The sequence below is a fragment of the Streptosporangium sp. NPDC001559 genome, assembly GCF_042893955.1.
GTDB lineage: Bacteria > Actinomycetota > Actinomycetes > Streptosporangiales > Streptosporangiaceae > Streptosporangium.
In genome coordinates this window covers 19,983-42,102 of record NZ_JBIAVG010000032.1, presented here as the reverse complement: position 1 = coordinate 42,102, position 22,120 = coordinate 19,983, and the positions used below count along the sequence as shown (strand labels likewise).

The 22,120-nt window shown below is 70.2% G+C and carries 20 protein-coding genes; 14 read left to right on the top strand and 6 right to left on the bottom strand.

All coding sequences use genetic code 11. From position 1 onward, the window contains the following. The first annotated feature begins 103 nt into the window (after nt 1-103). The 3 genes from hrpA to ACFYY8_RS41355 all read left to right on the top strand — a co-directional run bounded on the left by hrpA (nt 104) and on the right by ACFYY8_RS41355 (nt 6,065). Entirely contained in the window at nt 104-3,976 is a 3,873-nt protein-coding gene (gene hrpA, locus ACFYY8_RS41365; RefSeq protein WP_390050563.1) for an ATP-dependent RNA helicase HrpA, read from the top strand. A gap of 165 nt (nt 3,977-4,141) precedes the next feature. Continuing rightward, nucleotides 4,142-5,320, top strand: coding sequence for an RICIN domain-containing protein (locus ACFYY8_RS41360; protein WP_390050562.1), 1,179 nt, complete (start codon nt 4,142-4,144; stop codon nt 5,318-5,320). A 100-nt stretch (nt 5,321-5,420) separates the two neighbouring features. After that, a complete protein-coding gene (locus tag ACFYY8_RS41355) occupies nt 5,421-6,065 on the top strand; it encodes an HAD family hydrolase (protein ID WP_390050561.1) in 645 nt (214 codons plus the stop codon). Nucleotides 6,066-6,097: 32 nt separating this feature from the next. Here the strand turns inward: ACFYY8_RS41355 and ACFYY8_RS41350 are convergent, their stop codons facing one another. After that, the gene (locus ACFYY8_RS41350) at nt 6,098-6,409 is read right to left on the bottom strand and encodes a DUF5709 domain-containing protein (protein WP_390050560.1); all 312 of its coding nucleotides are present in this window, start codon (nt 6,407-6,409) and stop codon (nt 6,098-6,100) included. A gap of 84 nt (nt 6,410-6,493) precedes the next feature. Here ACFYY8_RS41350 and ACFYY8_RS41345 point away from each other — a divergent pair, with 84 nt between their 5' ends. The 5 genes from ACFYY8_RS41345 to ACFYY8_RS41325 all read left to right on the top strand — a co-directional run bounded on the left by ACFYY8_RS41345 (nt 6,494) and on the right by ACFYY8_RS41325 (nt 9,408). Then, a complete protein-coding gene (locus ACFYY8_RS41345; protein ID WP_390050559.1) occupies nt 6,494-7,054 on the top strand; it encodes a TetR/AcrR family transcriptional regulator in 561 nt (186 codons plus the stop codon). Nucleotides 7,055-7,064: 10 nt separating this feature from the next. After that, nucleotides 7,065-7,460, top strand: a complete 396-nt coding sequence (locus ACFYY8_RS41340; RefSeq protein ID WP_390050558.1) for a DUF5360 family protein — start codon at nt 7,065-7,067, stop codon at nt 7,458-7,460. 32 nt (nt 7,461-7,492) lie between these two features. Continuing rightward, nucleotides 7,493-7,891 (top strand): ArsR/SmtB family transcription factor, encoded by a 399-nt coding sequence (locus ACFYY8_RS41335; protein WP_390050557.1) that lies wholly within the window; start codon nt 7,493-7,495, stop codon nt 7,889-7,891. After that, nucleotides 7,888-8,520, top strand: coding sequence for an SRPBCC family protein (locus ACFYY8_RS41330; RefSeq protein ID WP_390050556.1), 633 nt, complete (start codon nt 7,888-7,890; stop codon nt 8,518-8,520). The genes ACFYY8_RS41335 and ACFYY8_RS41330 overlap by 4 nt, the downstream gene beginning before the upstream one ends. A 99-nt stretch (nt 8,521-8,619) precedes the next feature. Further along, nucleotides 8,620-9,408: a PIG-L family deacetylase gene (locus tag ACFYY8_RS41325; protein ID WP_390050555.1), complete on the top strand. Its 789-nt coding sequence runs from the start codon at nt 8,620-8,622 to the stop codon at nt 9,406-9,408. Nucleotides 9,409-9,453: 45 nt separating this feature from the next. Here ACFYY8_RS41325 and ACFYY8_RS41320 read toward each other — a convergent pair whose 3' ends face one another. Together ACFYY8_RS41320 and ACFYY8_RS41315 are read right to left on the bottom strand one after the other, a co-directional pair. After that, nucleotides 9,454-9,807, bottom strand: a complete 354-nt coding sequence (locus tag ACFYY8_RS41320; protein WP_390050554.1) for a PRC-barrel domain containing protein — start codon at nt 9,805-9,807, stop codon at nt 9,454-9,456. A 105-nt stretch (nt 9,808-9,912) separates the two neighbouring features. Next, nucleotides 9,913-11,724 carry an ABC transporter ATP-binding protein gene (locus ACFYY8_RS41315; protein ID WP_390050553.1) on the bottom strand — a complete coding sequence of 604 codons (1,812 nt, stop codon included), beginning with the start codon at nt 11,722-11,724 and terminating at the stop codon, nt 9,913-9,915. 77 nt (nt 11,725-11,801) lie between these two features. On the opposite strand from ACFYY8_RS41315, the gene ACFYY8_RS41310 reads away from it, so the two are divergent. The 3 genes from ACFYY8_RS41310 (at nt 11,802) to ACFYY8_RS41300 (ending at nt 14,028) form a co-directional block, all read left to right on the top strand. Beyond that, entirely contained in the window at nt 11,802-12,218 is a 417-nt protein-coding gene (locus tag ACFYY8_RS41310; protein WP_390050552.1) for a MarR family winged helix-turn-helix transcriptional regulator, read from the top strand. 167 nt (nt 12,219-12,385) lie between these two features. Continuing rightward, nucleotides 12,386-13,453, top strand: coding sequence for a hypothetical protein (locus ACFYY8_RS41305; RefSeq protein ID WP_390050551.1), 1,068 nt, complete (start codon nt 12,386-12,388; stop codon nt 13,451-13,453). A gap of 14 nt (nt 13,454-13,467) precedes the next feature. Next, nucleotides 13,468-14,028: a type VII secretion system-associated protein gene (locus ACFYY8_RS41300; RefSeq protein ID WP_390050550.1), complete on the top strand. Its 561-nt coding sequence runs from the start codon at nt 13,468-13,470 to the stop codon at nt 14,026-14,028. Between the two features lie 39 nt (nt 14,029-14,067). Here the strand turns inward: ACFYY8_RS41300 and ACFYY8_RS41295 are convergent, their stop codons facing one another. From ACFYY8_RS41295 to ACFYY8_RS41285, 3 genes are all read right to left on the bottom strand, one after another. Further along, a complete protein-coding gene (locus tag ACFYY8_RS41295; protein WP_390050549.1) occupies nt 14,068-14,397 on the bottom strand; it encodes a hypothetical protein in 330 nt (109 codons plus the stop codon). Then, nucleotides 14,394-14,804: a YbaB/EbfC family nucleoid-associated protein gene (locus tag ACFYY8_RS41290; protein ID WP_390050548.1), complete on the bottom strand. Its 411-nt coding sequence runs from the start codon at nt 14,802-14,804 to the stop codon at nt 14,394-14,396. The genes ACFYY8_RS41295 and ACFYY8_RS41290 overlap by 4 nt, the downstream gene beginning before the upstream one ends. 74 nt (nt 14,805-14,878) lie before the next feature. Then, the gene (locus tag ACFYY8_RS41285) at nt 14,879-15,949 is read right to left on the bottom strand and encodes a hypothetical protein (protein ID WP_390050547.1); all 1,071 of its coding nucleotides are present in this window, start codon (nt 15,947-15,949) and stop codon (nt 14,879-14,881) included. Nucleotides 15,950-16,117: 168 nt separating this feature from the next. On the opposite strand from ACFYY8_RS41285, the gene ACFYY8_RS41280 reads away from it, so the two are divergent. The 3 genes from ACFYY8_RS41280 (at nt 16,118) to ACFYY8_RS41270 (ending at nt 21,950) form a co-directional block, all read left to right on the top strand. Continuing rightward, entirely contained in the window at nt 16,118-18,217 is a 2,100-nt protein-coding gene (locus ACFYY8_RS41280; protein WP_390050546.1) for a M6 family metalloprotease domain-containing protein, read from the top strand. Nucleotides 18,218-18,441: 224 nt separating this feature from the next. Then, nucleotides 18,442-21,030, top strand: a complete 2,589-nt coding sequence (locus tag ACFYY8_RS41275) for a tetratricopeptide repeat protein (RefSeq protein WP_390050545.1) — start codon at nt 18,442-18,444, stop codon at nt 21,028-21,030. 122 nt (nt 21,031-21,152) lie between these two features. Next, complete coding sequence (locus ACFYY8_RS41270; RefSeq protein ID WP_390050544.1) at nt 21,153-21,950, top strand: tyrosine-protein phosphatase; 798 nt, start codon at nt 21,153-21,155, stop codon at nt 21,948-21,950. The last annotated feature ends 170 nt before the right edge of the window (nt 21,951-22,120 follow it).

Genomic DNA, 22,120 nt, shown 5'->3' with positions numbered 1-22,120 from the left:
CGCGGCGGGAGCGGGCGCGATATTGGAGTGCGGCGGGAGGCGGCCTGGGGCACGATGGGCCGTTGGCCCGTGACCCACGAGCCGAACGTATTCTGGTCGCAGTATGGGAACGCCTCCGTTGACATCTCCACTCGCCGAACTCCAGGCACGCCTGCCCGAGCTCACGCTGCGTGACCAGCGACGGCTACGGCGCAGGCTCGACGGCGCGCGCCGGGTCAGGAACCGCGCGGCGCAGCAGAAGATCGCCGCGGAGATCACCTCCGACATCGAGCGGGCGGAACGCCGGGTCGCCGACCGCCGCGCCGCGGTGCCCGTGGTCACCTACCCCGAGGCGCTTCCGGTCAGCCAGCGCAGAGACGACATCCTGGCGGCGATCCGCGACAACCAGGTCGTGATCGTGGCCGGTGAGACGGGTTCCGGCAAGACGACCCAGCTGCCGAAGATCTGCCTTGAGCTCGGCCGGGGCGTCAGGGGCCTCATCGGGCACACCCAGCCCCGCAGGATCGCCGCCAGGACCGTGGCCGAGCGCGTCGCGGAGGAGCTGGAGACGCAGCTCGGCGAGGCCGTCGGCTACAAGGTGCGCTTCACCGACCAGGTCGGCGAGGACACCCTCGTCAAGGTGATGACCGACGGCATCCTGCTGGCCGAGCTGCAGACCGACCGCGACCTCGCCCAGTACGACACGCTGATCATCGACGAGGCCCACGAGCGCAGCCTCAACATCGACTTCATCCTGGGCTACCTCAAGCAGCTGCTGCCCAGGCGCCCCGACCTCAAGGTCGTCATCACCTCCGCGACCATCGACCCCGAGCGCTTCTCCAAGCACTTCGGCGGCGCGCCCATCATCGAGGTCTCCGGGCGCACCTACCCCGTCGAGGTCCGCTACCGTCCCCTCGGCGAGGACGACGACCAGATCCAGGCCATCGGCAACGCCGTGGACGAGCTGTGCGCCGAGGGGCCCGGAGACATCCTGGTCTTCCTGAGCGGTGAGCGTGAGATCCGCGACACCGCCGACGCGCTGTCCAAACGCAAGGACGCCGAGGTGCTGCCGCTGTACGCCAGGTTGTCGGCGGCAGAGCAGCACCGGGTGTTCCAGCGGCACTCCGGGCGCCGGATCGTGCTGGCGACCAACGTGGCCGAGACCTCGCTGACCGTGCCGGGCATCAAGTACGTCGTCGATCCCGGCTTCGCCCGCATCTCCCGCTACAGTCACCGCACCAAGGTGCAGCGCCTGCCGATCGAGGCGATCTCCCAGGCCTCGGCCAACCAGCGCAAGGGACGTTGCGGCCGTGTCTCGGAGGGCGTGTGCATCCGGCTCTACGAGGAGGACGACTTCCTCACCAGGCCGGAGTTCACCGACCCGGAGATCCTGCGCACCAACCTCGCCTCCGTCATCCTGCAGATGACCTCCATCGGCCTGGGCGACATCGCGGCCTTCCCGTTCGTCGAGCCGCCGGACCAGCGCCAGGTCAAGGACGGCTACGACCTGCTGCTCGAACTCGGCGCCTTCGACCAGGCCAGGCAGATGACCCCCCTGGGCCGCAAGCTCGCCGGTCTGCCGGTCGACCCCCGCCTGGCGCGCATGGTGATCGAGGCGGACCGCAACGGCTGTGTCCGCGAGGTCATGGTCATCGCCGCCGCGCTGTCCATCCAGGACCCCAGGGAACGGCCCGCGGACAAGCAGCAGGCGGCAGACGAGAAGCACCGCCGCTTCGCCGACAAGGAGTCGGACTTCATCTCCTACCTGAACCTGTGGAACCACCTGCAGGAACAGCAGCGGGAGCTGTCGTCGAGCGCCTTCCGGCGGTTGTGCAAGAGCGACTTCCTGAACTACCTGCGCGTACGCGAGTGGCAGGACGTCTACAGCCAGCTCCGCCAGATGTCGAGGTCGCTCGGCGTCACGCAGAACGACGTCCCCGGCGACGAGCAGAAGATCCACGTCTCGCTGCTGTCCGGCCTGCTGTCCCACGTCGGCGTCAAGGACATCGACAGGAAGACCACCAACGACGGTCCCCGCAGGCCCATCACCGAGTACGTCGGCGCGCGCAACGCCCGCTTCGCGATCTTCCCCGGTTCGGCGCTGGCCAAGAAGCAGCCGCTGTGGGTGATGTCCGCCGAACTGGTCGAGACCTCCAGGCTCTGGGCCAGGGTCAACGCCAAGATCGAGCCGGAGTGGGTCGAGCCGCTCGCCCCGCACCTGATCAAGCGCACCTACTCCGAGCCGCACTGGGAGAAGAACCAGGGCGCGGTGATGGCCTACGAGAAGGTCACCCTGTACGGCGTGCCGATCGTGGTGCAGCGCAAGATCAACTACGGCCGCATCGACCCGGAGCTGAGCCGGGAGCTGTTCATCAGGCACGCCCTGGTCGAGGGCGACTGGGAGACCCACCACGCCTTCTTCAAGGAGAACCGCAAGCTCCTCGAGGAGGTCGAGGAGCTTGAGGAGCGGGCCCGTCGCCGCGACATCCTCGTGGACGACGAGACGCTGTTCGACTTCTACGACCAGCGCGTCCCCGCCGACGTCGTCTCCGGGCGCCACTTCGACGTCTGGTGGAAGAAGACCAGGGGTGACCAGCCCGACCTGCTGAGCTTCGAGAAGTCGATGCTGATCAGCGAGGCGGCGGGCGAGGTCAGCCAGCGCGACTATCCCGACGTGTGGCGCCAGGGCGGCCTGCGCTTCCCGCTGACCTACCAGTTCGAGCCCGGGACCGACGCCGACGGCGTCACCGCGCACATCCCGCTCTCGCTGCTCAACCAGGTCAACGTCGAGGGCTTCGACTGGCAGATCCCCGGCCTGCGCGAGGAACTGCTCACCGCGCTGATCCGCAGCCTGCCGAAGCACATCCGCCGCAACTTCGTGCCCGCCCCCAACTACGCCAAGCAGGTGCTCCAGCGGGCCCGGCCGACCCAGGAGCCGCTGCTGGCGGTGCTGGAGAGGGAACTGCTCAACCTGACCGGGATCCAGGTGCCCGGGGAGGCATGGCAGCCCGACCTGGTCCCGGAGCACCTGAAGATCACCTTCCGGGTGATCGACGGCCGCAAGCACAAGCTGGCCGAGAGCAAGGACCTGGCCGAGCTGAAACGGCGGCTCGCCCCCAAACTCCGTCAGACCCTCTCGAAGGCGGCCGACGGCCTGGAACGTTCGGGCCTGACCGCCTGGAGCGTGGGGGAGCTGCCCAAGACGTTCGAGCAGCGCAGGATGAAGGCCTACCCCGCGCTGGCCGACGAGGGCGCGACCGTGGCCGTGCGGATGTTCGAGACCGAGGTCGAGCAGCGCAGGGCCATGTGGGAGGGCACCCGCAAGCTGCTGTTGCTCAACACCCCGTCCCCGGTCAAGTGGGTGCTCGGCCGCCTGGACAACCAGGCGAAGCTCGCGCTCAGCCGCAGCCCGCACGCGGGCGCCGTCGCGCTGTTCGACGACTGCGTCGCCTGCGCCGTCGACGAGCTGATGACGAGGTCCGGCGGTCCCGTCTGGGACGGCCCGGCCTTCACCGCCCTGCACGACAAGGTCCGCGCCGAACTGTTCGACACCACGGCAGAGGTGGTCGACCGGGTCAGGGACATCCTCGCCGTCTGGCACACGGTCGTCACCCTGCTGCCAGAGGGCGCCTCGACCCCGGCCGTGGAGGACATCCGGGACCAGGTGGACGACCTCGTCCACGACGGTTTCGTCACCGAGACCGGCTACCGGCGCCTGCCCGACCTGCTGCGTTACCTCAAGGGGGCCCAGCGCCGCCTGGAGAAGCTGCCGGACGACCGTTTCCGCGACGAGGAGCGCATGCACCGGGTCCACGACATCGAGGACGAGTACCACGAGCTGGTGGAGAAGCTTCCCCCCGCCCGCCGTACCGGTGACGACGTCCGGCAGATCCGGTGGATGATCCAGGAGCTGAGGGTCAGCTACTTCGCCCAGACTCTCGGCACGCCGTACTCGATCTCCGACAAGCGCATCCGCAAGGCGATGGAGAAGCTGTGAGCAGCTGATTGATCTTCTTTGTTTCGTGGTGCATTCATGATCGCTTCATGAGTCGTACTCGCTTTGCGCTCTACATTGCTCCCCGAAAGGCCGGATTGTCCGGCCGTTTTTCTGGGGAGCATTGTGAAACCGATTGTGCGCGCGGTCTTATCGATCCTGCTTGCCGTGCCGGCGGTCGTGAGCGCCGACGTCGTGGTCCCGGCCGCGCCCGCCTCGGCGGCCCGCTCACCGGAGCGGATCGCCGAGGACTGCGCCAACGCGAGACCCGCGATGGAGGGCGACTACATGTACTGGGTGCCCGACTGCAGGGTCGAGGTGGTCTCCGGCACGGAGACGTTCGCCGCCCCCAAGGTCGTGGGACAGGTGGCCCTCGCCTGCAACTCCAGCGGCGGGAGTTCGACCGTCAACGCCTCCAGCAGCACCTCGACCTCCTTCTCCTTCGGCCTCGACATCGGCGCCAAGCGCAAGTTCGGTGACCTTGAAGGGCAGGTCGGCGCCAAGCTCGGCTGGACCTGGAGCTGGTCCCAGAGCCGAGGCTGGGCCGTCAGTGTGCGCATTCCCGGCTGGTCCGTCGGCTGGATCGAGAGCAGGGACGCCGTGCGCAAGCTGACCGTGAACATCAAGGCCGACTACGACGACGGCCGCGGCTTCGCCGAGACGGCCAGGAACCAGGTCATCTACGCTCCGGACCCGAACAACGACAACCGCTGGGTGCTGCGCAGCCGCCCGCTGACCGACTGGGAGATCAAGAACCGCTGCGGCAACGGTCTCGCCACCGGGACCGGGCTCAAGTTCACCCCTGCCCCGGCCCCCGCCGTCGCGTCCGAGGCCTCGATCGCCGCGCCGGACGGCGAGGTTTCGGCGCTGGCCGGCGGCTACGGCCCCGACTTCCGTTTCTGGGTCAAGAGCCAGGGCCGTCTGCTCAGCACCTACAGCTCCAAGTGCATGACCGTGCACAACGGCGCCTCCGCCGACGGGACCAGGATCGTGCAGAACGACTGCAAGCCCGACCGGCCCAAGGAGCAGCTCTGGGAGACCGTGAAGCGCCCCGACGGCCCGGTCCCCTACGTCATGTACAAGAACTCCAAGACCAAGAAGTGCCTCGACGTCAGCGGGAACGAGCAGGCGGACGGCCTGCCCCTGGAGCTGTACACCTGTGTGCCCACGGCACCGGTGCAGAGCTGGCTGACCGAGTCCGTCACGGCCGGGATGCCGCCCTACTACGAGGGGCAGCCCGCCTTCTTCCTCAGGAACAAGAAGACCGCCAAGTGCGGGTCCCTGGACTTCTACAACGGACTGGAGAAGGAAGGCAGCCTGCTGATGCAGTACCCCTGCCACCGTTGATCGGCGAGTCCTGATCCGGGGCGGGCGTACGGCGTGCGGGGCGCCGGGGCCCGTTCCCGGAAGGGAAAGTAGGATCGGGGCCGATCGAAGGGGGAGTGCCGTGGTCAAGGCGCTGGTGTTCGACGTGGGGGAGACCCTCATCGACGAGACGCGGATCTGGTCGCGCTGGGCCGACCGGCTGGGTGTCACCCGCTTCACCATGCTCGGCGTGCTGGGCGGGATGGCCGCGCTCGGCAGGTCCTTCGAGGACGCCTTCCAGCTCCTGAGACCCGGCTTCGACGTCGAGGCGGAGCAGGAGGCCTGGCGGCGGGACGACCCGGACGGGCTGCGGGTCAACTTCGACGCCGACGACCTCTACCCGGACGTACGGCCCGGCCTGGCCGCGCTGCGCGACCTCGGCTACGAGCTGGTCGTCGCGGGCAACCAGCCGCCGCAGGCCTACGACGCGCTGGTCGCGATGGGTCTTCCCGTCGACTCCATCCACACCTCAGACGGCTGGGGGGTGGCCAAGCCGGAGCCGGCGTTCTTCGCCAGGGTGGGGGAGGTCTGCGGGTGTGAGCCGGACGAGATCCTCTACGTGGGCGACCGGCTCGACAACGACGTCCTGCCCGCCCGTACGGCGGGCATGCGCACGGCGCTGATCCGCCGGGGCCCGTGGGGCCACCTGCACGCGCTGCGTCCCGAGGCGGCCCTGGCCGACCACGTGGTCAACGGCTTCCCCGAACTGGTCGAAGCCCTCTCCTGAGTCCGGGCTCTTCTCCCGGGGCCTGGGCCGGGTCAGTCCGGCTCGATGTGGATCGCGCGTTCCTCGGCTGACAGGTCGCCGCTGTCGGGGCCGACGTCCGTGGCGTACTCCTCCGAGGTCTCGTCGGGACCGATTCCCTCGTTCGGCGCCACGAGGCGGTCCTCGGGGCGCGGGACGTGCTGACGGTCGGGCGCCTCACGCCAGAGCCGCTCGTCGAGGGTGTCCCGGTGCTCGGGGTCGTCCGGGGTGATCTCGTGCTCGAAGCCGAGGTCGTCGGTCCACTCCTCGACCTCGTTGGCCTGCTCGTCGCTCAGACCTTCACGGTCCGGAGGCATCTCACTCATACTCCCGCCCTACCCGTTTTGGGAGGCGAAACCCCGAATGTCGCATGCCTGAAACTGTACCGGTCGGCCGGTATGGTTTCAGGCATGCCACGACCGAGTTCGAAGGAACGGCTGCTCGACGCCGCAGCCGAGGTGTTGCTCACCGAGGGGGCCGAGTCACTGACCCTGGAGGCCGTCGCGCGCCGCGCCGGGGTCTCCAAGGGCGGGTTGTTCTACCACTTCCCCACCAAACAGGCCCTGGTGGCCGGGATGGTCGAGCGCCTGGTCGGCGCCTTCGACGCGGCGCTGGCCGACGCGGGAGGGCGCCCCGGCGACGCCCTGCGCGCCTACGTCACCGCGACGATCCCGGAGACCCCGGAGCCCGCCGCGGGCCTGCCCGCCGACCGGGTCACCGCCGCCCTGCTCGCCGGGGTGCTCGTCGATCCGGCGGGCCTGGCGCCGCTGCGCGAGCGCTACGCGGCCTGGCAGCGCAGGCTCGTCGAGGACGGGGTCGATCCCGCCGTCGCCACCCTCGTCCGCCTGGCCGTCGACGGCTGGTGGGCGGCCCGGCTGCTCGGCTTGGCCGTACCTGAGGCGGGGCTGCACGAGCGGGTCCGCGGGCACCTCATGGAGATGATCGACGAGGTGATCGACAGTGGCCGGTAAGGGTTTCGCCGTGACCAAGAGGCTGATGCTGCTCACCGACGTGGGCTTCCTGGTCTACTTCTCGGTCACGGGTCTGGGGCTCATCCCGGCGGCCTGGGCCTTCGCCGACTACACCGAGCCGCTGATGGTCTCCTGGAACTGGTCGTTCCTCTGGATCGACCTGCTCGCGAGCGTGACCGGCCTGCTCAGCCTCCACCTGCTGCGCCGGGGGGCGTCCGAGGCGGAACGGCTGATGCTCGTCTCCCTGGTCCTGACCTCGGCCTCGGGGCTCATGGCCGTCGCCTTCTGGACGCTGCGCGGGGACTTCTCCCTCGCCTGGTGGATCCCCAACCTCTATCTGCTGCTGTTCCCGCTGCCCGCGATCGTCCGGCTCGTCAGGCCGGCGGACCCTATATATCGAGGTTGACTTATATAAGCGACTGCCGATACTTTTTTCTCGTGCACGCGTTCGATGTGCTGGGTGACCCGGTGCGCCGCAGGATCCTGGAGCTGCTCGCCGACGGCGAGATGACCTCGGGCGCGGTGTGCGCGGTCATCCAGCGGGAATTCGAGATCTCACAGCCCGCCGTCTCCCAGCACCTCAGGGTGCTGCGGGACAGCGGCTTCGCGGACGTGCGTCCCGAGGGGACCCGCCGCTTCTACACCGTGCGGCACGAACCCCTGCGGGACCTGGACGCCTGGCTCGGCCGTTTCCGCGCCTTCTGGGCTCCACGCCTGGACGCCCTGGCCACCGAACTGGCCCGGGGCAGGCGCGAGCGGCGCCTGGCCGGACAGGCACCTCCCGCGAACCCGGCGGAGCCGGAGTCCCCGGCTCCCGACGACAGGAGCAGTTCATGATCGAGACGACCCACCAGATCAACGCCGTACGGCGTCGCGTCGGCACCCGGGTGCTCGACGAGGGCGAGGCCCGGGTCACCGTCATCAGCCAGACCTACGACGCCTCCGTCGAGGACGTCTGGGACGCCTGCACCAACCCCGAGCGCATCCCCCGGTGGTTCATGCCCGTCTCGGGCGACCTGCGGCTGAAGGGCCGCTACCAGCTCGAAGGCAACGCGGGCGGCGTGATCGAGACGTGCGACCCGCCCAATGGCTTCACCGCGACCTGGGAGTTCGGCGGGGGGATGAGCTGGATCGAGGTCGGTCTCGACGCCGAGCCCGACGGCCGGACGCGCTTCACCCTGGAGCACATCGCGCACGTCGACGACGAGCGCTGGGCCGAGTTCGGCCCCGGGGCGGTCGGTGTCGGCTGGGACCTGGCGTTCGTCGGCCTGGCCCTGCACCTGTCGTCCGGGCGGGCCGTCGACCCGGGGGAGGGTGTGGCGTGGACGCTCTCCGAGGAGGGCAGGCGGTTCATCGAGCTCAGCAGCCAGGGGTGGCGCGAGGCGAGCGTCGCGGCGGGCACCGACGAGACCGAGGCACGGGCGGCCGAGAGCCGTACCACCGCCTTCTACGCACCCCCGCAGTGAAATATCCGTTATAACCCTCTGGTCCGAAAGCTCCCCGTTACGATGGGCGGCCACTGATCGTTCACGAGGGGGGTCTCGGTGGGGCTCAGGTTGTTGTGCGTGCACGCTCATCCGGACGACGAGGCGATCTGGACCGGGGGGACCCTGGCGAGATACGCCGACGAAGGCGCCACGACCGCCGTCGTCACGTGCACCGGGGCGGACACGCCCCAGAGGGTCGAGGAGCTCGAACGCTCCCTGGAGATCCTCGGCGCGGGAAAGCCGAGACTGCTGGGCTACGCGGGCCTGTCGACCGGCGCCCCGCGTTTCCGGGAGGCGCCGTTCGACGAGGCCGTGGGGCGGGTCGTCGAGCACATCAGGGAGTTCAGGCCCGACATCGTGATCACCTACGACGGATACGGCGCCTACGGTCACCCCGAGCACGTCCACGCGCACCGGGTGACCGTGGCCGCGGTCGAGGCGGCGGGGTACGACCAGCTCTACCGGGACGCGGGTACGCCGTGGCGGCCCCGCGCCCTCTACCTGGCGACCCTCCCGCGCTCCGTCGTGCTCGCGCAGTGGCAGGCGGTGTTCGGCGCGCCCCCCGAGCCGGGCCAGACGTTGCCGGGAGTCCCCGACGAGGAGATCACCACCCGTCTCGACGTCGGGCCGTGGGCCGAACGCAAGCTGGCGGCCATGCACGCGCATGACTCCGAGGTCAAGCGGGGCGGGTCGCTGACCATGCTCCTGTCCCTGCCTGACGACATGCTGGCGCTCGGCCTGAACAACGAGTGGTACCGCCGCCTGTCCTACGGCGGCCCCCGGGAGAGCGCCCTGTCTGCGGGCCAGGGTGAGGGGGAGGCGTTCATCGGCGGCGTCAAGGACGGCGAGTTCGACTTCCCCGCCTAGGACGAAGACGGGCCGTCCCGCCTGGGACGGCCCTCTCGTGGCGGTTCAGGCGACGGGCAGGCGGCCGTAGTGGTCGTCGAGACGGGTGCGGTACGCGGGCGCCCGGTAGGTGTTCTCGTCGAACTCCGGCGCCCCCTCGATCTCCTCCTTGGTGAGGGCGAGGTGGACGCTGCGGGTGTGCGGGTCGATCCGGGTGACGGCGGCGGCGGGCAGCAGGACCCTCTCGCCGAAGCTCCAGAAGCCGACGTCCACGACCACGAAGCTGTCACCGGCCACATTGCTCTCCTCGTCGACCGTGCCGATCACCCCGTCGGCGGCCTCGACGTCGAAGCCGATCACACTCAGGCTCTCGTCCTCGAAGACACCGGCACGGTAGGTCCACAGGCTCTCGACGGTCATGTCCGCCCTCCTCGCCGATCATGAATTGCGCAGGAGACAGGGCTACCCGCGATGACCGGGATAAACGGGCTCGGAGAGCGTTTTCCGATCGGGCCGACAGACCGATCAGGCGGGCGTCAGGGCGGCGTCACGCCGTACGAGGGCGGCGTAGCGGCCGCCGGCGGCCAGCAGTTCCTCGTGGGTGCCCCGCTCGGCGACGCGTCCGTGGTCGAGAACCACGATCTGGTCCGCGTCGCGGACGGTCGACAGGCGGTGGGCGATGGTGATCGTCGTACGGCCCCGCGACAGGGTGTCCAGGGCCTCCTGGACGGCGCGCTCGGTGCGGGTGTCCAGGGCGCTGGTCGCCTCGTCGAGGATCAGCACGGGCGGGTCGCGCAGCAGCGTGCGGGCGATGGCCAGGCGCTGCTTCTCGCCTCCGGAGAAGCGGTAACCGCGCTCGCCGACCACCGTCTCGTAGCCGTCGGGCAGCGACATGATGTGGTCGTGGATGCGGGCGGCGCGCGCCGCCTCGGCCAGTTCCTCGTCGGTCGCCGACGGCTTGGCGAAGCGGAGGTTGTCGGCGATCGAGGAGTGGAAGAGATAGGTCTCCTGGGAGACCACTCCGACGACCTCGGCCAGAGTCTCGAAGCTCAGTTCCCGCACGTCAACGCCGTCCACGGTCACCCGGCCGCCGGTCACGTCGTACAGCCGGGGCAGCAGGTAGCTCAGCGTCGTCTTGCCCGAGCCGGTCTCGCCGACCACGGCCAGGGTCGTGCCCGCGGGCACGGTGAGGTCCACGTCCGACAACGTCGGAGCGGCCCCGGTCGCAGTCCCGGTGCCGGAGTCGGGGGCGGCGTAGGAGAAGTCCACGTGCTCGAAGCGCACCTCGCCGCGCACGTCCTTCAGCGTCCCGCTCCCGGGGGTGATGTCCACGGGCAGGTCGAGATACTCGAAGACACGGCCGAACAGCGCCAGGGAGCTCTGCACGTCAACGCCGAGCCGCAACAGTGACACGGCAGGCCGGAACAGGCTCATCTGCAGGGTGGTGAAGGCGACGACCGTGCCGATGGAGACCGTCGAGGCCAGCCCGGCCGCCAGGTAGATCACCGCGGGCATCGCCGACAGGACGATCTGGATGGTCGACTGCCGCCAGCGCCCGGCCATGCTGGACCGGACCCCCAGGGTGGCCAGTTCGTCGGAGGCGGTGGCGAACCGGCCGGTCAGCTCGGGGGACTGGCCCATCGTGCGGCCGAGCAGGATGCCGCTGACCGACAGCGACTCCTGGACCATCGAGGAGAGGGCGGCCAGTTTGCGCTGCCGCTCCGAGGAGATCTTCCTGCGCTCCCGGCCGACCTTGCGGCTGATCCACACGAAGACCGGCATCAGCAGGAGCGAGACGAGGGTCAGCCGCCAGTCGAGCGCGACCATGGCGATGATCGTCGCGATCACGGTGGTCAGGTTGGAGACGATCGAGGCGGTGGTCGAGGTGACCACCGACTGCATGCCGCCGATGTCGTTGGCGATGCGCGACTGCACCTCGCCGGTGCGGGTCCTGGTGAAGAAGGCCAGGGACATGCGCTGCAGGTGCGCGTAGACGCCGGTGCGCAGGTCGTGCATGACGCGCTGGCCGACGGTGTTCGACATCAGGGTCTGCACGACGTCGAGGACGCTGGTGACGACGGCGACCGTGATCATGCCGATCACCAGCAGCGCCAGCAGGCCGGTCCTGTGGTTGGGGATGGCGTCGTCGAGCACCTCGCGCAGCATGAACGGCGAGGCGAGCGAGACGACCGAGGACAGGCCGATGAGGGCGCCGACCACGGCCAGGCGGCCCCGGTAGGGGCGGAACAGGGTGACGATGCGCCGCAGCGGCGCGCGGGGTTCGTCGGCCATGTCGGATTCTTCGGTGGCGAGGGGGGTTCCGGTTCGTTCTGCCATGCAACCTCTTTCTGATGTTAGCTCAAACAGAGGTTAGCTCATATTCACCATCGGGGACAATGAGATAAGTTCATGGGGTGGAGACGGAACTGGCCGAGCTGCTGCGAGGAGTCGGCCGTCGGCTGCGCCGGGGGTACGGCGCGCGGTTCGGCCCGCTGGGCCTGACGCCGGGACAGGTGCGGGCGCTGTGGGTGATCGCCGAGGCCGAGCCGCCGCTCAGGATGGTTCAGCTCGCCGACACACTCAAGATCGTGCCGCGCTCGGTGACCCCGGTCGTGGACGCGCTCGAGGAGATGGGCCTGGTGCGCCGCGAGGTCGATCCGGCCAACCGCAGATCGACTCTCCTGACGCTCACGCCGGAGGGCAGAACCCGTCACGAGCAGGTCCGCGAGGCGCGCAGGCAGGCGGCGGAGGAGTTGTTCTCGGTCCTCACCCCTGAGCAGCAGGAGCAGCTCAGAGAGCTGCTGAGCCTGGTGGAGAGCCGTCCGGCCTGAGGCCGTGGCCCGGTGCCGTCACCGGATATGATCAAGGAAGTCGTCCGCCCCGCGGCCCGGAAACCCCGTCGCCGGATCGGTGGGGTCAAGAAAAGGCGTTCGGCGAGGAGGCCGGTCTCATGCGGCATGTCAGCGACGTGTGCCGGTCGCCGGTTTCGTAGGTCACCGTGGCACTGCAACCGCCGCCCGAACTCGCCGCCGTCCTCAACCTTGTCGGGTCCTGGCCGGTGGCCGACGAGGACAGGCTCTACGCGTCCGGACAGCGGTGGATCACGTTCGCGACGACGACGAGCCGTAACTCGTCGGCCGCCGACGCGCACGTCGCCCGGACCACGTTCCGCAACGACGGCGACGACATCGAGGCGTTCGACCAGGACTGGCGGGACACCTCGGACCGGTCCGGTGACGCGATCGCCGCCGCCATGCTCATCGGCTCCGCCCAGCAGATCTCGGCCATGGCCGTGCTCGCCACGAAGGTGTCGCTGATCGCCGTCGCCGTACGGCTCGCGCAGAACCTGTACCGGCTCGCCGCGGCCTCAGGGCCCACGGCCGGAGTCTCCCTGACGGCCGTCCCCGCCCTCGTGGGCGGCGCCCGCCAAGTTGCACGGCAGATCATTCGTAAAGTGGTCGAACTGCTTGAACGGAGCGCGCTCCGCCTCTTCAAACGGGCCTCCACGCTCCTGCGGAAACCCGCCGGGCGGGCAGGGGCCATGCCGCCTCTGCCGCCGAAGCACCCGCAGCGCCCGCCCACGCCTCCGCGTGGTCCGGACAACTACCTGGAGGCCGCCGCCGACAAGAGCGTCGACGTCAAGAAGATCACCCCCTATCCGATATGGCGCAGGGATCGCGAGCCGCTCTACCGGGCCGACAACAGGTCACCGGAGGAGGTGTTCGAGCAGGGGTTCCACCCCCGGGACCCGTCCATGACCGACCTGGACGGCTACGTGCACAGAGGAGCCGACTCCGCCTTCGTGGGGACCAGCACGCGCCGGGACATCGACAACGTCCTGCCCCGCCGCTACACCTACGAGGTGGACGCCCCCGGCGGGATCGACGCCAACCGCACCTTCTCCACGGGCAGCGCCCGTCTGCACCATGAGCAGGAGATCGCCTTTCCCGGCGGCGTGCACCGGCGCTACGTCTCCGGCGCCTGGCCGGAGGGGGTGCCGAAGACGCCGGAGAACTTCATCCCCAATCCGCACTTCGATCCCTATCCCGGCTACTCTCAGGCATGATCAGGAGGATTTGAGTGAACGATGTCCCGCCGCCCCCGCCGCTCACCGACGAGCTGAGGGCCCAGGCGCGGCGCAGTCCCGGGACGTGGCTGTACGCGGTCGACCCCTTCTTCGACCCCGGCGGCGAGGTGCCACCGTACGGTGTCGTCGGCGCGTGGCGGGCCGACGAGCGCGGCGAGATCACCGGGGAGTTCCGCCGCAATCCGAACTACCGGCCCTCGCCGGTGGCGCTCGGCTATCCCGAGCCGTCCGACCCCCTGGACGCGGCCGTCCAGCTCGGCGCGACCGGCTACGAGACGGGGGAGAGGATCGTCCCCCTGCTCCGGGAGGCCGAGGTGATCGTGGCCGCCGGTCCCGACGGAGGCATTCCGGTGTTCGACACGGGGGAGGGCCGGGCGGTGTTCGCCTACACGGCCCACACCCACCTGCCCGGTGAGTTCCCGGAGGGCGCGACGGGCTGGCAGCCGATCCGCGGCGGCGACCTGGTCGCGTCGCTGCCGGTGGACGTCGGTGTCGCGATCAATCCCTCGGGGCCTGCCGGAGTGATACTTCCCCCCGCCGACCTGCGTCGTTGACGCCCTCCCGGCCTGGCGGCCGCGGCGTTCACGAGGCGTTCAGACGGCCCGCGTGATCCGGTCGACCTCCTCCGCGCTCCGCTGCTCCGCCGACCGGTAGCTCGCGGCCATGAACTCGGCGCCGTCACCCGTCGTCACGTGACGCTCCGCCAGTGACTCGTAGACCTCCAGCGCGTGCCGGGTCACCGCGTGATAGGCCGCGCCGACCATGCTGCCCATCATGTCCTCCCCCCAGGGGTCGCCCTCTCCCTCAAGGTAGGCCCGCAGGGCCCGGACCTCCTCCAACTGGCTCGTGCCGGTTCCGGAGAGCCCCGTGCCCGTGCTCCGGAGGTCCGCGTGCGAGACGTCCACCCCGTGGTCCGCGGTCATCGCTCCTCCAGGCGCCGTACGGTGAACTCGATCCCCGAGGCGAACTCGTCCAGGCGGCGCGTCACATCGGCGTGGACGCCCTCAAGGCTCTCCGCGAGCCTGCCGGGGTCCGGGATCGCCGCGGGGTCCAGGCCGGGAATGCTCGCGCGGAGGTCGTCGAGGGCCGCGTTCACCGCGGTGAGGATCTCCCGCGCGAGGTCCTCGGACGCCATCCGCATGACCCGCGGGTTGAGATTCAGCGCGGCCAGCCGCCCGTCCGGCCCGACCAGGACGCTCACCTGGCCGTCCGCCGCCTGGCCGCTGCCCTGAAGCGTGTTCTCCGCCGGGTCTCCCAGGCCTTCCAGCAGGGAGAGGGACCGGATGCCCTCAGCCAGCATGTCGTCGAAGCGCTGCCCGTTCTGGTGCACGTTGATCGCTCCCGGTAGGGGAAGAGGAACCTGACACGGGGAACCCTACGCGGGCGCACGCCCCGAACCCGGGATCAGGCCAGACGTCTCGTGGTCTCCGCGCCTTCCGTACCCTCGGTGAGACGCCAGCGAGGGCGGCCGCCGACGAAGGCGGCCACACAGCGGCCCGCTCCCTGGCCGAGCAGGGCGGTGTAGGCCGTACGGGCGCTCGCCTCGACCGCGAAGACCGAGAAGTCGGCGCGGCTCCCCTGGTCGAGGCAGCCGATGCGGTGCGGGCCGTTGGCCATGCCGAGCGCCCTGGCCCCGCCCGTGGTCGCCGCCTCGACGAGGATCCGGGCCAGCTCCTCCCGGCGGGACATGGGGGCCTCGCGCAGCAGCGTCCTGGCCGGGGTCAGCGGGTCGCCGCCGGTCCTGGTGCCGAAGGCGATCGCCTCGTCGCCGCCGAGCAGTCCCTCGGCGGCGAAGGGGGAGGAGATGGCCACCGCCGTACCCCTGACCCTCAGGAGTTTGCGGTCGGCCTCGTCGAGCGGCATGGAGATCGCGACATGGCAGCCGGGCCCCAGCGCCCCCACCTCGTCGAGGAAGATCAGCGGATGGCGGCCGAGTTCGATGTGCAGGCGCAGGCCGAACGTCCGCGACAGGATGGCCAGGTCCTCCATGACGACCGGGTCGGGGGAGTGGGCGGCGATGCCGACGGTCCCCGGGTGGTCGACCTCGCGGATGGCGGTGATCAGCCGGTCGCGCCCCTCACGCTCCCAGGTGCCCTCGTCCGGGCAGTGCGTCTCCAGGTAGGTGATGCCGCCCATGCCGGTCGCGCCGAAGGCGGAGGCGGAGTCCAGGTCGTTCGCGACACCGGCGACGGCGGTGACGCCGTGGGCGAAGGCGGGGCCGTAGGCGCGGTCGAGCCGGAGATGGGCGTCGACCAGACCGGGGACGATCATGCCCGGCCAGCGGGTGGGGACGACGCCGGGGAAGGCGCTCTCGATCTCTCCGCGCGGCCCGGCCCGCAGCACGCGGTTTCCCCTGACCACGACGGCGCCGTCCTCCACGGGGGGTCGGCAGAGCGGCAGGACGAGCGGCGCGGTGTGGATGGCGACCGCCGGAAGCGCACGCGCACCGGCGACATGGCCGGCGGGCGTGGGCATAGGCACTCCTGGGTGTTTGTCCCTTTAAGAGAGATTAAGTCTAGCGACCTGATGATCTCAAACGGCCGCGCCGACGAAGCGTGGGAGATTATCTTCCTACACCTGACAGACGACCTTCCTACAGAAGTCGATTGATCGGCGCGAAAGCGATCTATAGCGTCATTTGTCGTGACTCGTCCCCCCAGGTTACTGAAAGCGTTGATCGCGGCCGTCGTGCTGCTCCCGATCGGACTCGCCGCGGCCCCCGCCTCCGCCGATCCGTCGGCCGACCCCGAGCACCCATGGCGCCTCGACCAGTGGCCCCAGACCCAGCCGTGGCAGCAGGACGAACCCGACGGTGCCGCCGCGCTGCGCGGCAGGCCCGCCGGACCGCCGCCCATCGACCCGCAGAACTGGAAGAACCCGGACCACATGACGTGGGCCGACTACCGCAAGCCGCCGGGGACCAAGTGGGCCGACCCCTCGGTCAAGGGCTCGAAGCGGACCTTCCGTGGCGCGCTCGTCCTGCTCGACTACTCCAACCAGCCGTTCGTGGTCACCCAGCCCAAGGGCTCGACCGTCTTCAGGAACCCCAGCGCCGAGGCCCACGACATCCCTCGTGACAAGGTCGCCCAGTTCTACAAGGACTTCCTCAACACCCCGAACCAGCTCAACCGGGGACACACCATCCACGAATACTGGATGGAGGACTCCGGTGGGCGCTACGGCGTCGACCTGACCGCCTTCGGCCCGTACGAGATGCCCGGTAAGTCGTACGAGTACGGCATGGAGTTCCAGAGCGGCACCGGCTGCCCGGCGGGGGCGACCTGCAACAAGAACATCAGGACCGACGGGCGGGCCGCCTGGACCTCGGCCGAGGGGCAGGAGGTCCCCGCGGGCTTCGACTTCGTCTTCTACCTGAGCGCCGGTCAGGACGAGTCGGCCACCTGGCAGGAGTTCGGGTCGATCAAGTTCCCGACCAAGGAGGCGGTGACCGACGACTTCGGCCCGCCCGACGCCGCGCTGCCCAACTGGGCGAGGACCCGCTACGTGGACTGGACCTCCTGGGCGTCGGCCTCCTCCATCTGGCCCAACGCCGGAGGCGGCTCCTCGACCCAGGCGGAGAGCTCGGGGCAGGGCGTCTACGCCCACGAGTTCAGCCACATCCTCGGCATCGGCGACAACTACAACAACCCGTTCGGGGTGCCGCCGCGCCGCGCCTACACCGGTGTCTGGGAGATGCTCAGCCGGGGCAGCTTCAACGGCCCCGGCGGACCGCACAGCCGCTGGCTGATCCCGCCGACCTCGGGTGGCTCCATGGGCGCCCAGCACATGCTCCGCAACAAGATCAAGCTGGAGATGGTCGACGAGCGGAACGTGCTGCGCCTGTCCCGCGACGCCCTGGCCCAGTCGGGTCTCGTCGTGGCCAGGGTGACCGCGCGGGCCGTACAGCCCGGGCCGCGTGACCTTTCGGGTGTCAACATCGCCTTCGGCACCGGTGACCGGAGCCCCGCCTGCGACGTCACGAAGGACCCGTTCTGCGACGGAGGCGGCTACGACAACTACACCGTCGAGGTCGTCGACCGGATGGGCGCCGACTCCTTCACCCCCGACTCGGGTGTGCTGCTGGCCAAGACCAAGAACGTGGACAGCGCGCCCTTCGAGTGGGTCGTGGACGCCAACCCGCAGGACATCGGGATGACCGACTACGTCCTGCCGGACGGCACCGCCGTACCCATCACGATCGGCGACTACCGTCAGCTGTCGGACGCCCTGTTCCACGCGGGCAGCGACTCGGGCTCCGAGTTCGAGTACGTGGACCAGGCCAACCGGCTCCACTTCTACGTCCTCGACGTGGAGCGCGACCGCAAGGGCATCCTGTCCTACACGGTGGCGATCCGCTCCCTGGACGGCGCCGGTCCCCAGAAGCGCGGGGTACGGCTGCTGCCCGCGGCCGGGCTGCCCACGGACCGGGGACTGTCCACCTGCCGCTTCCCGCTGTTCAACACCGGCAGGAAGGCTCCCGCCCAGGGGGGCCACCCCGAGGACGTGAGCGCCTACCTCGGTGAGGACGTCTACCGTCTGTCGGCGAGCGTCGAGGGCAGGGGCTGGACGGCCACGCTGCCCAACCAGCTCGCGACCGCGGGCTTCGGCGAGCGGGCCCTCGTGGCCGTCAACGCCCAGCGGGCCTCGGGCGGCTCGCGCCTGGCCAAGGTCACGCTGACCGCGACCTCGGAGAGCGACCCGTCAAAGACCGCCAGGGCGACCTGTCACGTGGTCGGCCTGTGACCTGACACTCCACGGCCTCCTCGCGAGAGGGCTCTCGCGAGGAGGCCACTGTGTCCTGCTGTACAGCGATAAATCATCAATTTTCCGAGATATCGCTCTATCGGATGATCAGTGCCTCGACGGGCGCCCCCGTCCGCCGGGTGTCTGGTTGAATCGAGGCAGAGACGACGCGTCGGCTGAGTCGGGGGGCCGCGCCGTGGTGTGCTTCTCTCCGGAGGGTGTGAATGCCCGGTCCGCCGAAGGTGCCTGCTCGTCGTGACACCGCCTCGCCGAGGCGACGGATACCGCTGGCGGCCCCGGCGGCGCTGGCGATCGCCGCCACCGGCGCCAGCGTCCTGACGGCGCTGCCGGACGTGGTGTCCCTCTCACCGTGGTGGAAGACCGCGATCGTCATGGTCTCCGGCATGCTGGCCGGGGCGATCGCCTGGGCGACCTCAAGGCCGCGCCGGGAGGAGACCGCCGCGGACGACGGGGCGTTCTGGCGTCCGCCCGACCAGTGGCCGCCGAGGCCGGCGCACTTCACCGGGCGCGTGGAGTCACTGGCCGAGCTGCGCCAGGTGTTCACCGAACGCCACCGCGACCGCTCCCGCACCGAGCCCCTCGCGCCGCTGGTCATCTCGGTGTACGGCAGAGGCGGCGTGGGCAAGTCCGCGCTCATCGCCAGGTTCGGCCAGGAGATCGCCGACCGCTTCCCCGACGGGAGGCTCCACGCCGACCTGCGCGGCACGATCGAGGCGCCGGTCCGCCCGGAGGAGGTGCTGATCGGCTTCCTGCGCGCGCTGGGCGTGCGGCTGACCACCGACCCCGGGGGCCTGACCGAGCTGCGCAGGCTCTGGCTGACCTGGACCAAGGGCAAGCGCATCCTGATCGGCCTGGACAACGCCCAGGAGGCGAGCCAGGTCAGGGACCTGATCCCGGCCGACCCCGGATGCGTGGTCATGGTCACCTCCAGGAACCCGCTGTTCCTGCTCAACGCCTACGACAAACAGCTGTCGGTGTTCAGCTCGGCGCAGGGCGTCGAACTGCTGGCCAGACTCGCCGGAGGCGAGCGGGTCGCCGCCGACCTGGAGGCGGCCGACGAGATCGTACGGATGTGCGACCACCTCCCGCTGGCCATCAGCATCTGCGGCGGGCGCCTGGCCACCCGGGAGAACTGGACCCTGCGCCGGCTGGCCGACCGCCTCAGGGACGAACGGCGCCGCCTGGACCAGCTCGAACTGCGCGGCGGGCAGGACCGGAGCGTGCGGGCCTCGCTCCAGCTCAGTTACGACGACTGCACCGGCATCCAGCGCCGCCTGCTGCGCATGCTCAGCCTGCTCACCGCCCCCGACGTGCCCGGCTGGGTGCCCGGAGAGCTGCTGGCGGCCTCGGAGCTTGAGGGGGCCGACCAGCTTGAGGCGCTCATCGACGCCCAGCTCGCCGACTCCGCCGGCGTCGACTTCTCCGGCGCGATGCGCTACCGCCTGCACGACCTGGTCCGGATCTTCGCCCGCGAGGTGACCTTCGCCCGCGACGACGACGTGCAGAGAAGGGCGGCCATCGAACGGGTGCTGTCCGGTTACCGCCGCCGGGCCGAGGGGGCCGCGGTGGCCCGGTGGCCGCAGGACTGGGGCCGCAGCGGCAGGCGGACGGACCTGGCCGTCTCGGGTGAGCTGACCCAGGTCTCGGCGGCCGACTGGCTCAACGCCGAGCGCCGCACCCTGGTCGCCATGATCCACCAGGCGAAGAGCCTGGAGATGTGGGAACTGGCCTGGAGCCTGGGCCGTGCCTTCTGCTCGCTGTGCCACTCGCTGCGGGCCTACTGGTCCGACTGGCGGGCGGTCGCCGAGATCGTCTGCGAGGCCGCGACCCGGCTGGACGACCGGAGAGCCCTGGGCATCGCGCTGCTGGACCGGGCCGCGGTCGCCGGAGGGCAGGGCGGCCGCGACAGCGCCGGGCAGGACGCCGAGAGGGCACTGGAGATCTTCACCGAGCTGGGAGAGTCGTGGTGGGCGGCGCGGGCGATGCGCTCGGTCGGCATGACCCTGTTCAACGACGGCAACCTCGACCGGGCCCAGGGCTACCTGAACGAGGCGATCGCCGCGTTCAAGGCGGAGGACGACCGCTGGTGGACGGCCAGGAGCCAGCGCAACCTGGCCGAGCTCAGGCTCGCCCAGCGCAGGCCGGAGGAGGCCGGAGAGCTGCTTGAGGACGCCCTGGCGGTCTTCCAGCACGACCGTAACCGCTACTCGGAGGCGCAGACCCTGCGTGTCTACGGCGAGGTGCTCGGCGCGACCGCGCGGGCGCTGGAGAGCCAGGGAGACGCCAAGGCCGCGGAGGAGAACTTCACCCGGGCCGGATTCAGCCTGGACCGGGCCGCGGAGATGTTCCGGCTGCGCGGAGAGCTGTGGGAGGAGGCCAGGTGCCTGCGCGCGGCCGGCGAGGTGGGCAACCCGGCCAACGGACTGCGCGAGCTGATCTACGTACGGCGGGCCGCCGAGATGCTGACCGCGCTCGGCGACTCCTGGGGCGTGGCCAGGGCCGAGCTTTCCGCGGGACGCGCCCACGGCAGGCTGGGCCGTACCGGGGAGGCGCAGCAGGCGCTGACGCGGGCCGTACGGCAGTTCGAGGAACTGGGCGACCGCTGGTGGATGGCCAGGAGCCTGCGCTACCTCGGCGAGGCACACCTGGAGGCGAACGACTGCGAGGCGGCTCTGCCCCTGCTCGAACAGGCCCAGGACATCTACCGCAGCCTCGGCAACCAGGGGGGCGTGGGCCGGGTGCTCGAACTCCTCCGCAGGGCGCAGGAGTGCCTGAGGCGGGCGACCTCCTGAGGGTGGTATTCGGCGCGGCGGTATCCCGGAAAAGGGCATCACCCAATGGGGGGTGTCATTTGCGGCAATCTGCCCCGGACGTTCACTGCTTGGTCATACCTTGACGTATAAGCTCAGCAGTGATGAACGAACTGACGCGATGGATTCATCTTGAAGGTGCCGTCAACGTGCGCGACCTCGGCGGGCTCGCGACGAAGGACGGCGGGACCACACGCTTCGGCCGGGTGTACCGGTCGGACAACCTGCAGGCGCTGACGGAACGCGACCTCGGCCTGCTTGTCGGCGAACTCGGGCTCCGCCACGTCGTCGACCTGCGTTCGATGGCCGAGGTGACCCTGGAGGGCCCTGGACCGCTCACCCGCTTCCCCGAGGTGAGCATCCACCATCTCACCCTCTTCGCCGAGGGCGGCGTGAACACCGACGTCGACGCCGACAGGATCAACGCGGACCGGGTGCTTCCCTGGCAGGAGATGGACGAGGACACCCTCGCCGAGCTGCGGGTGACCGGCTACTACTACGGCTACCTCCGCGAGCGCCCCGACTCGGTCGTGGCCGCGCTGCGGGCCCTGGCCCACGACGACGGCGCCGCCATCGTGCACTGCGCGGCGGGCAAGGACCGCACCGGTGTGCTCAGCGCCCTCGCCCTTGAGGTCGCCGGGGTGACCCGGGAGGCGATCGTCGCCGACTACGTCGCCACCGGCGACCGCATCGACCACATCCTGGCGCGGCTGCGCTCCAGCCCCACCTACCGTGCCGACCTCGACTCCCGCCCGAACTCCGACCACCGGCCGCGCGCGGAGTACATCCAGCAGTTCCTCGACGTGCTCGACAACCGGTTCGGCGGCCCGCTGACCTGGCTGGGCGCCCAGGGATGGAACGAGGACGACACCGGAGCCCTGCGCGCGCGCCTGCGGGACTGAGGGCAGGCGGGCCGGTCGTGACGGACGGCGGCGCGCGACGGCCCTTCGCCGAAGGGTCTCCCGCCGTCGGCCAGGAGGCCGGTGCCTTCGCGGCGGGAAGCCCGATGAGACATCCCGGATAGCCGAACACACCCTTGTGCCCTCCATCCCAGCGATTACGTTGAGCGATG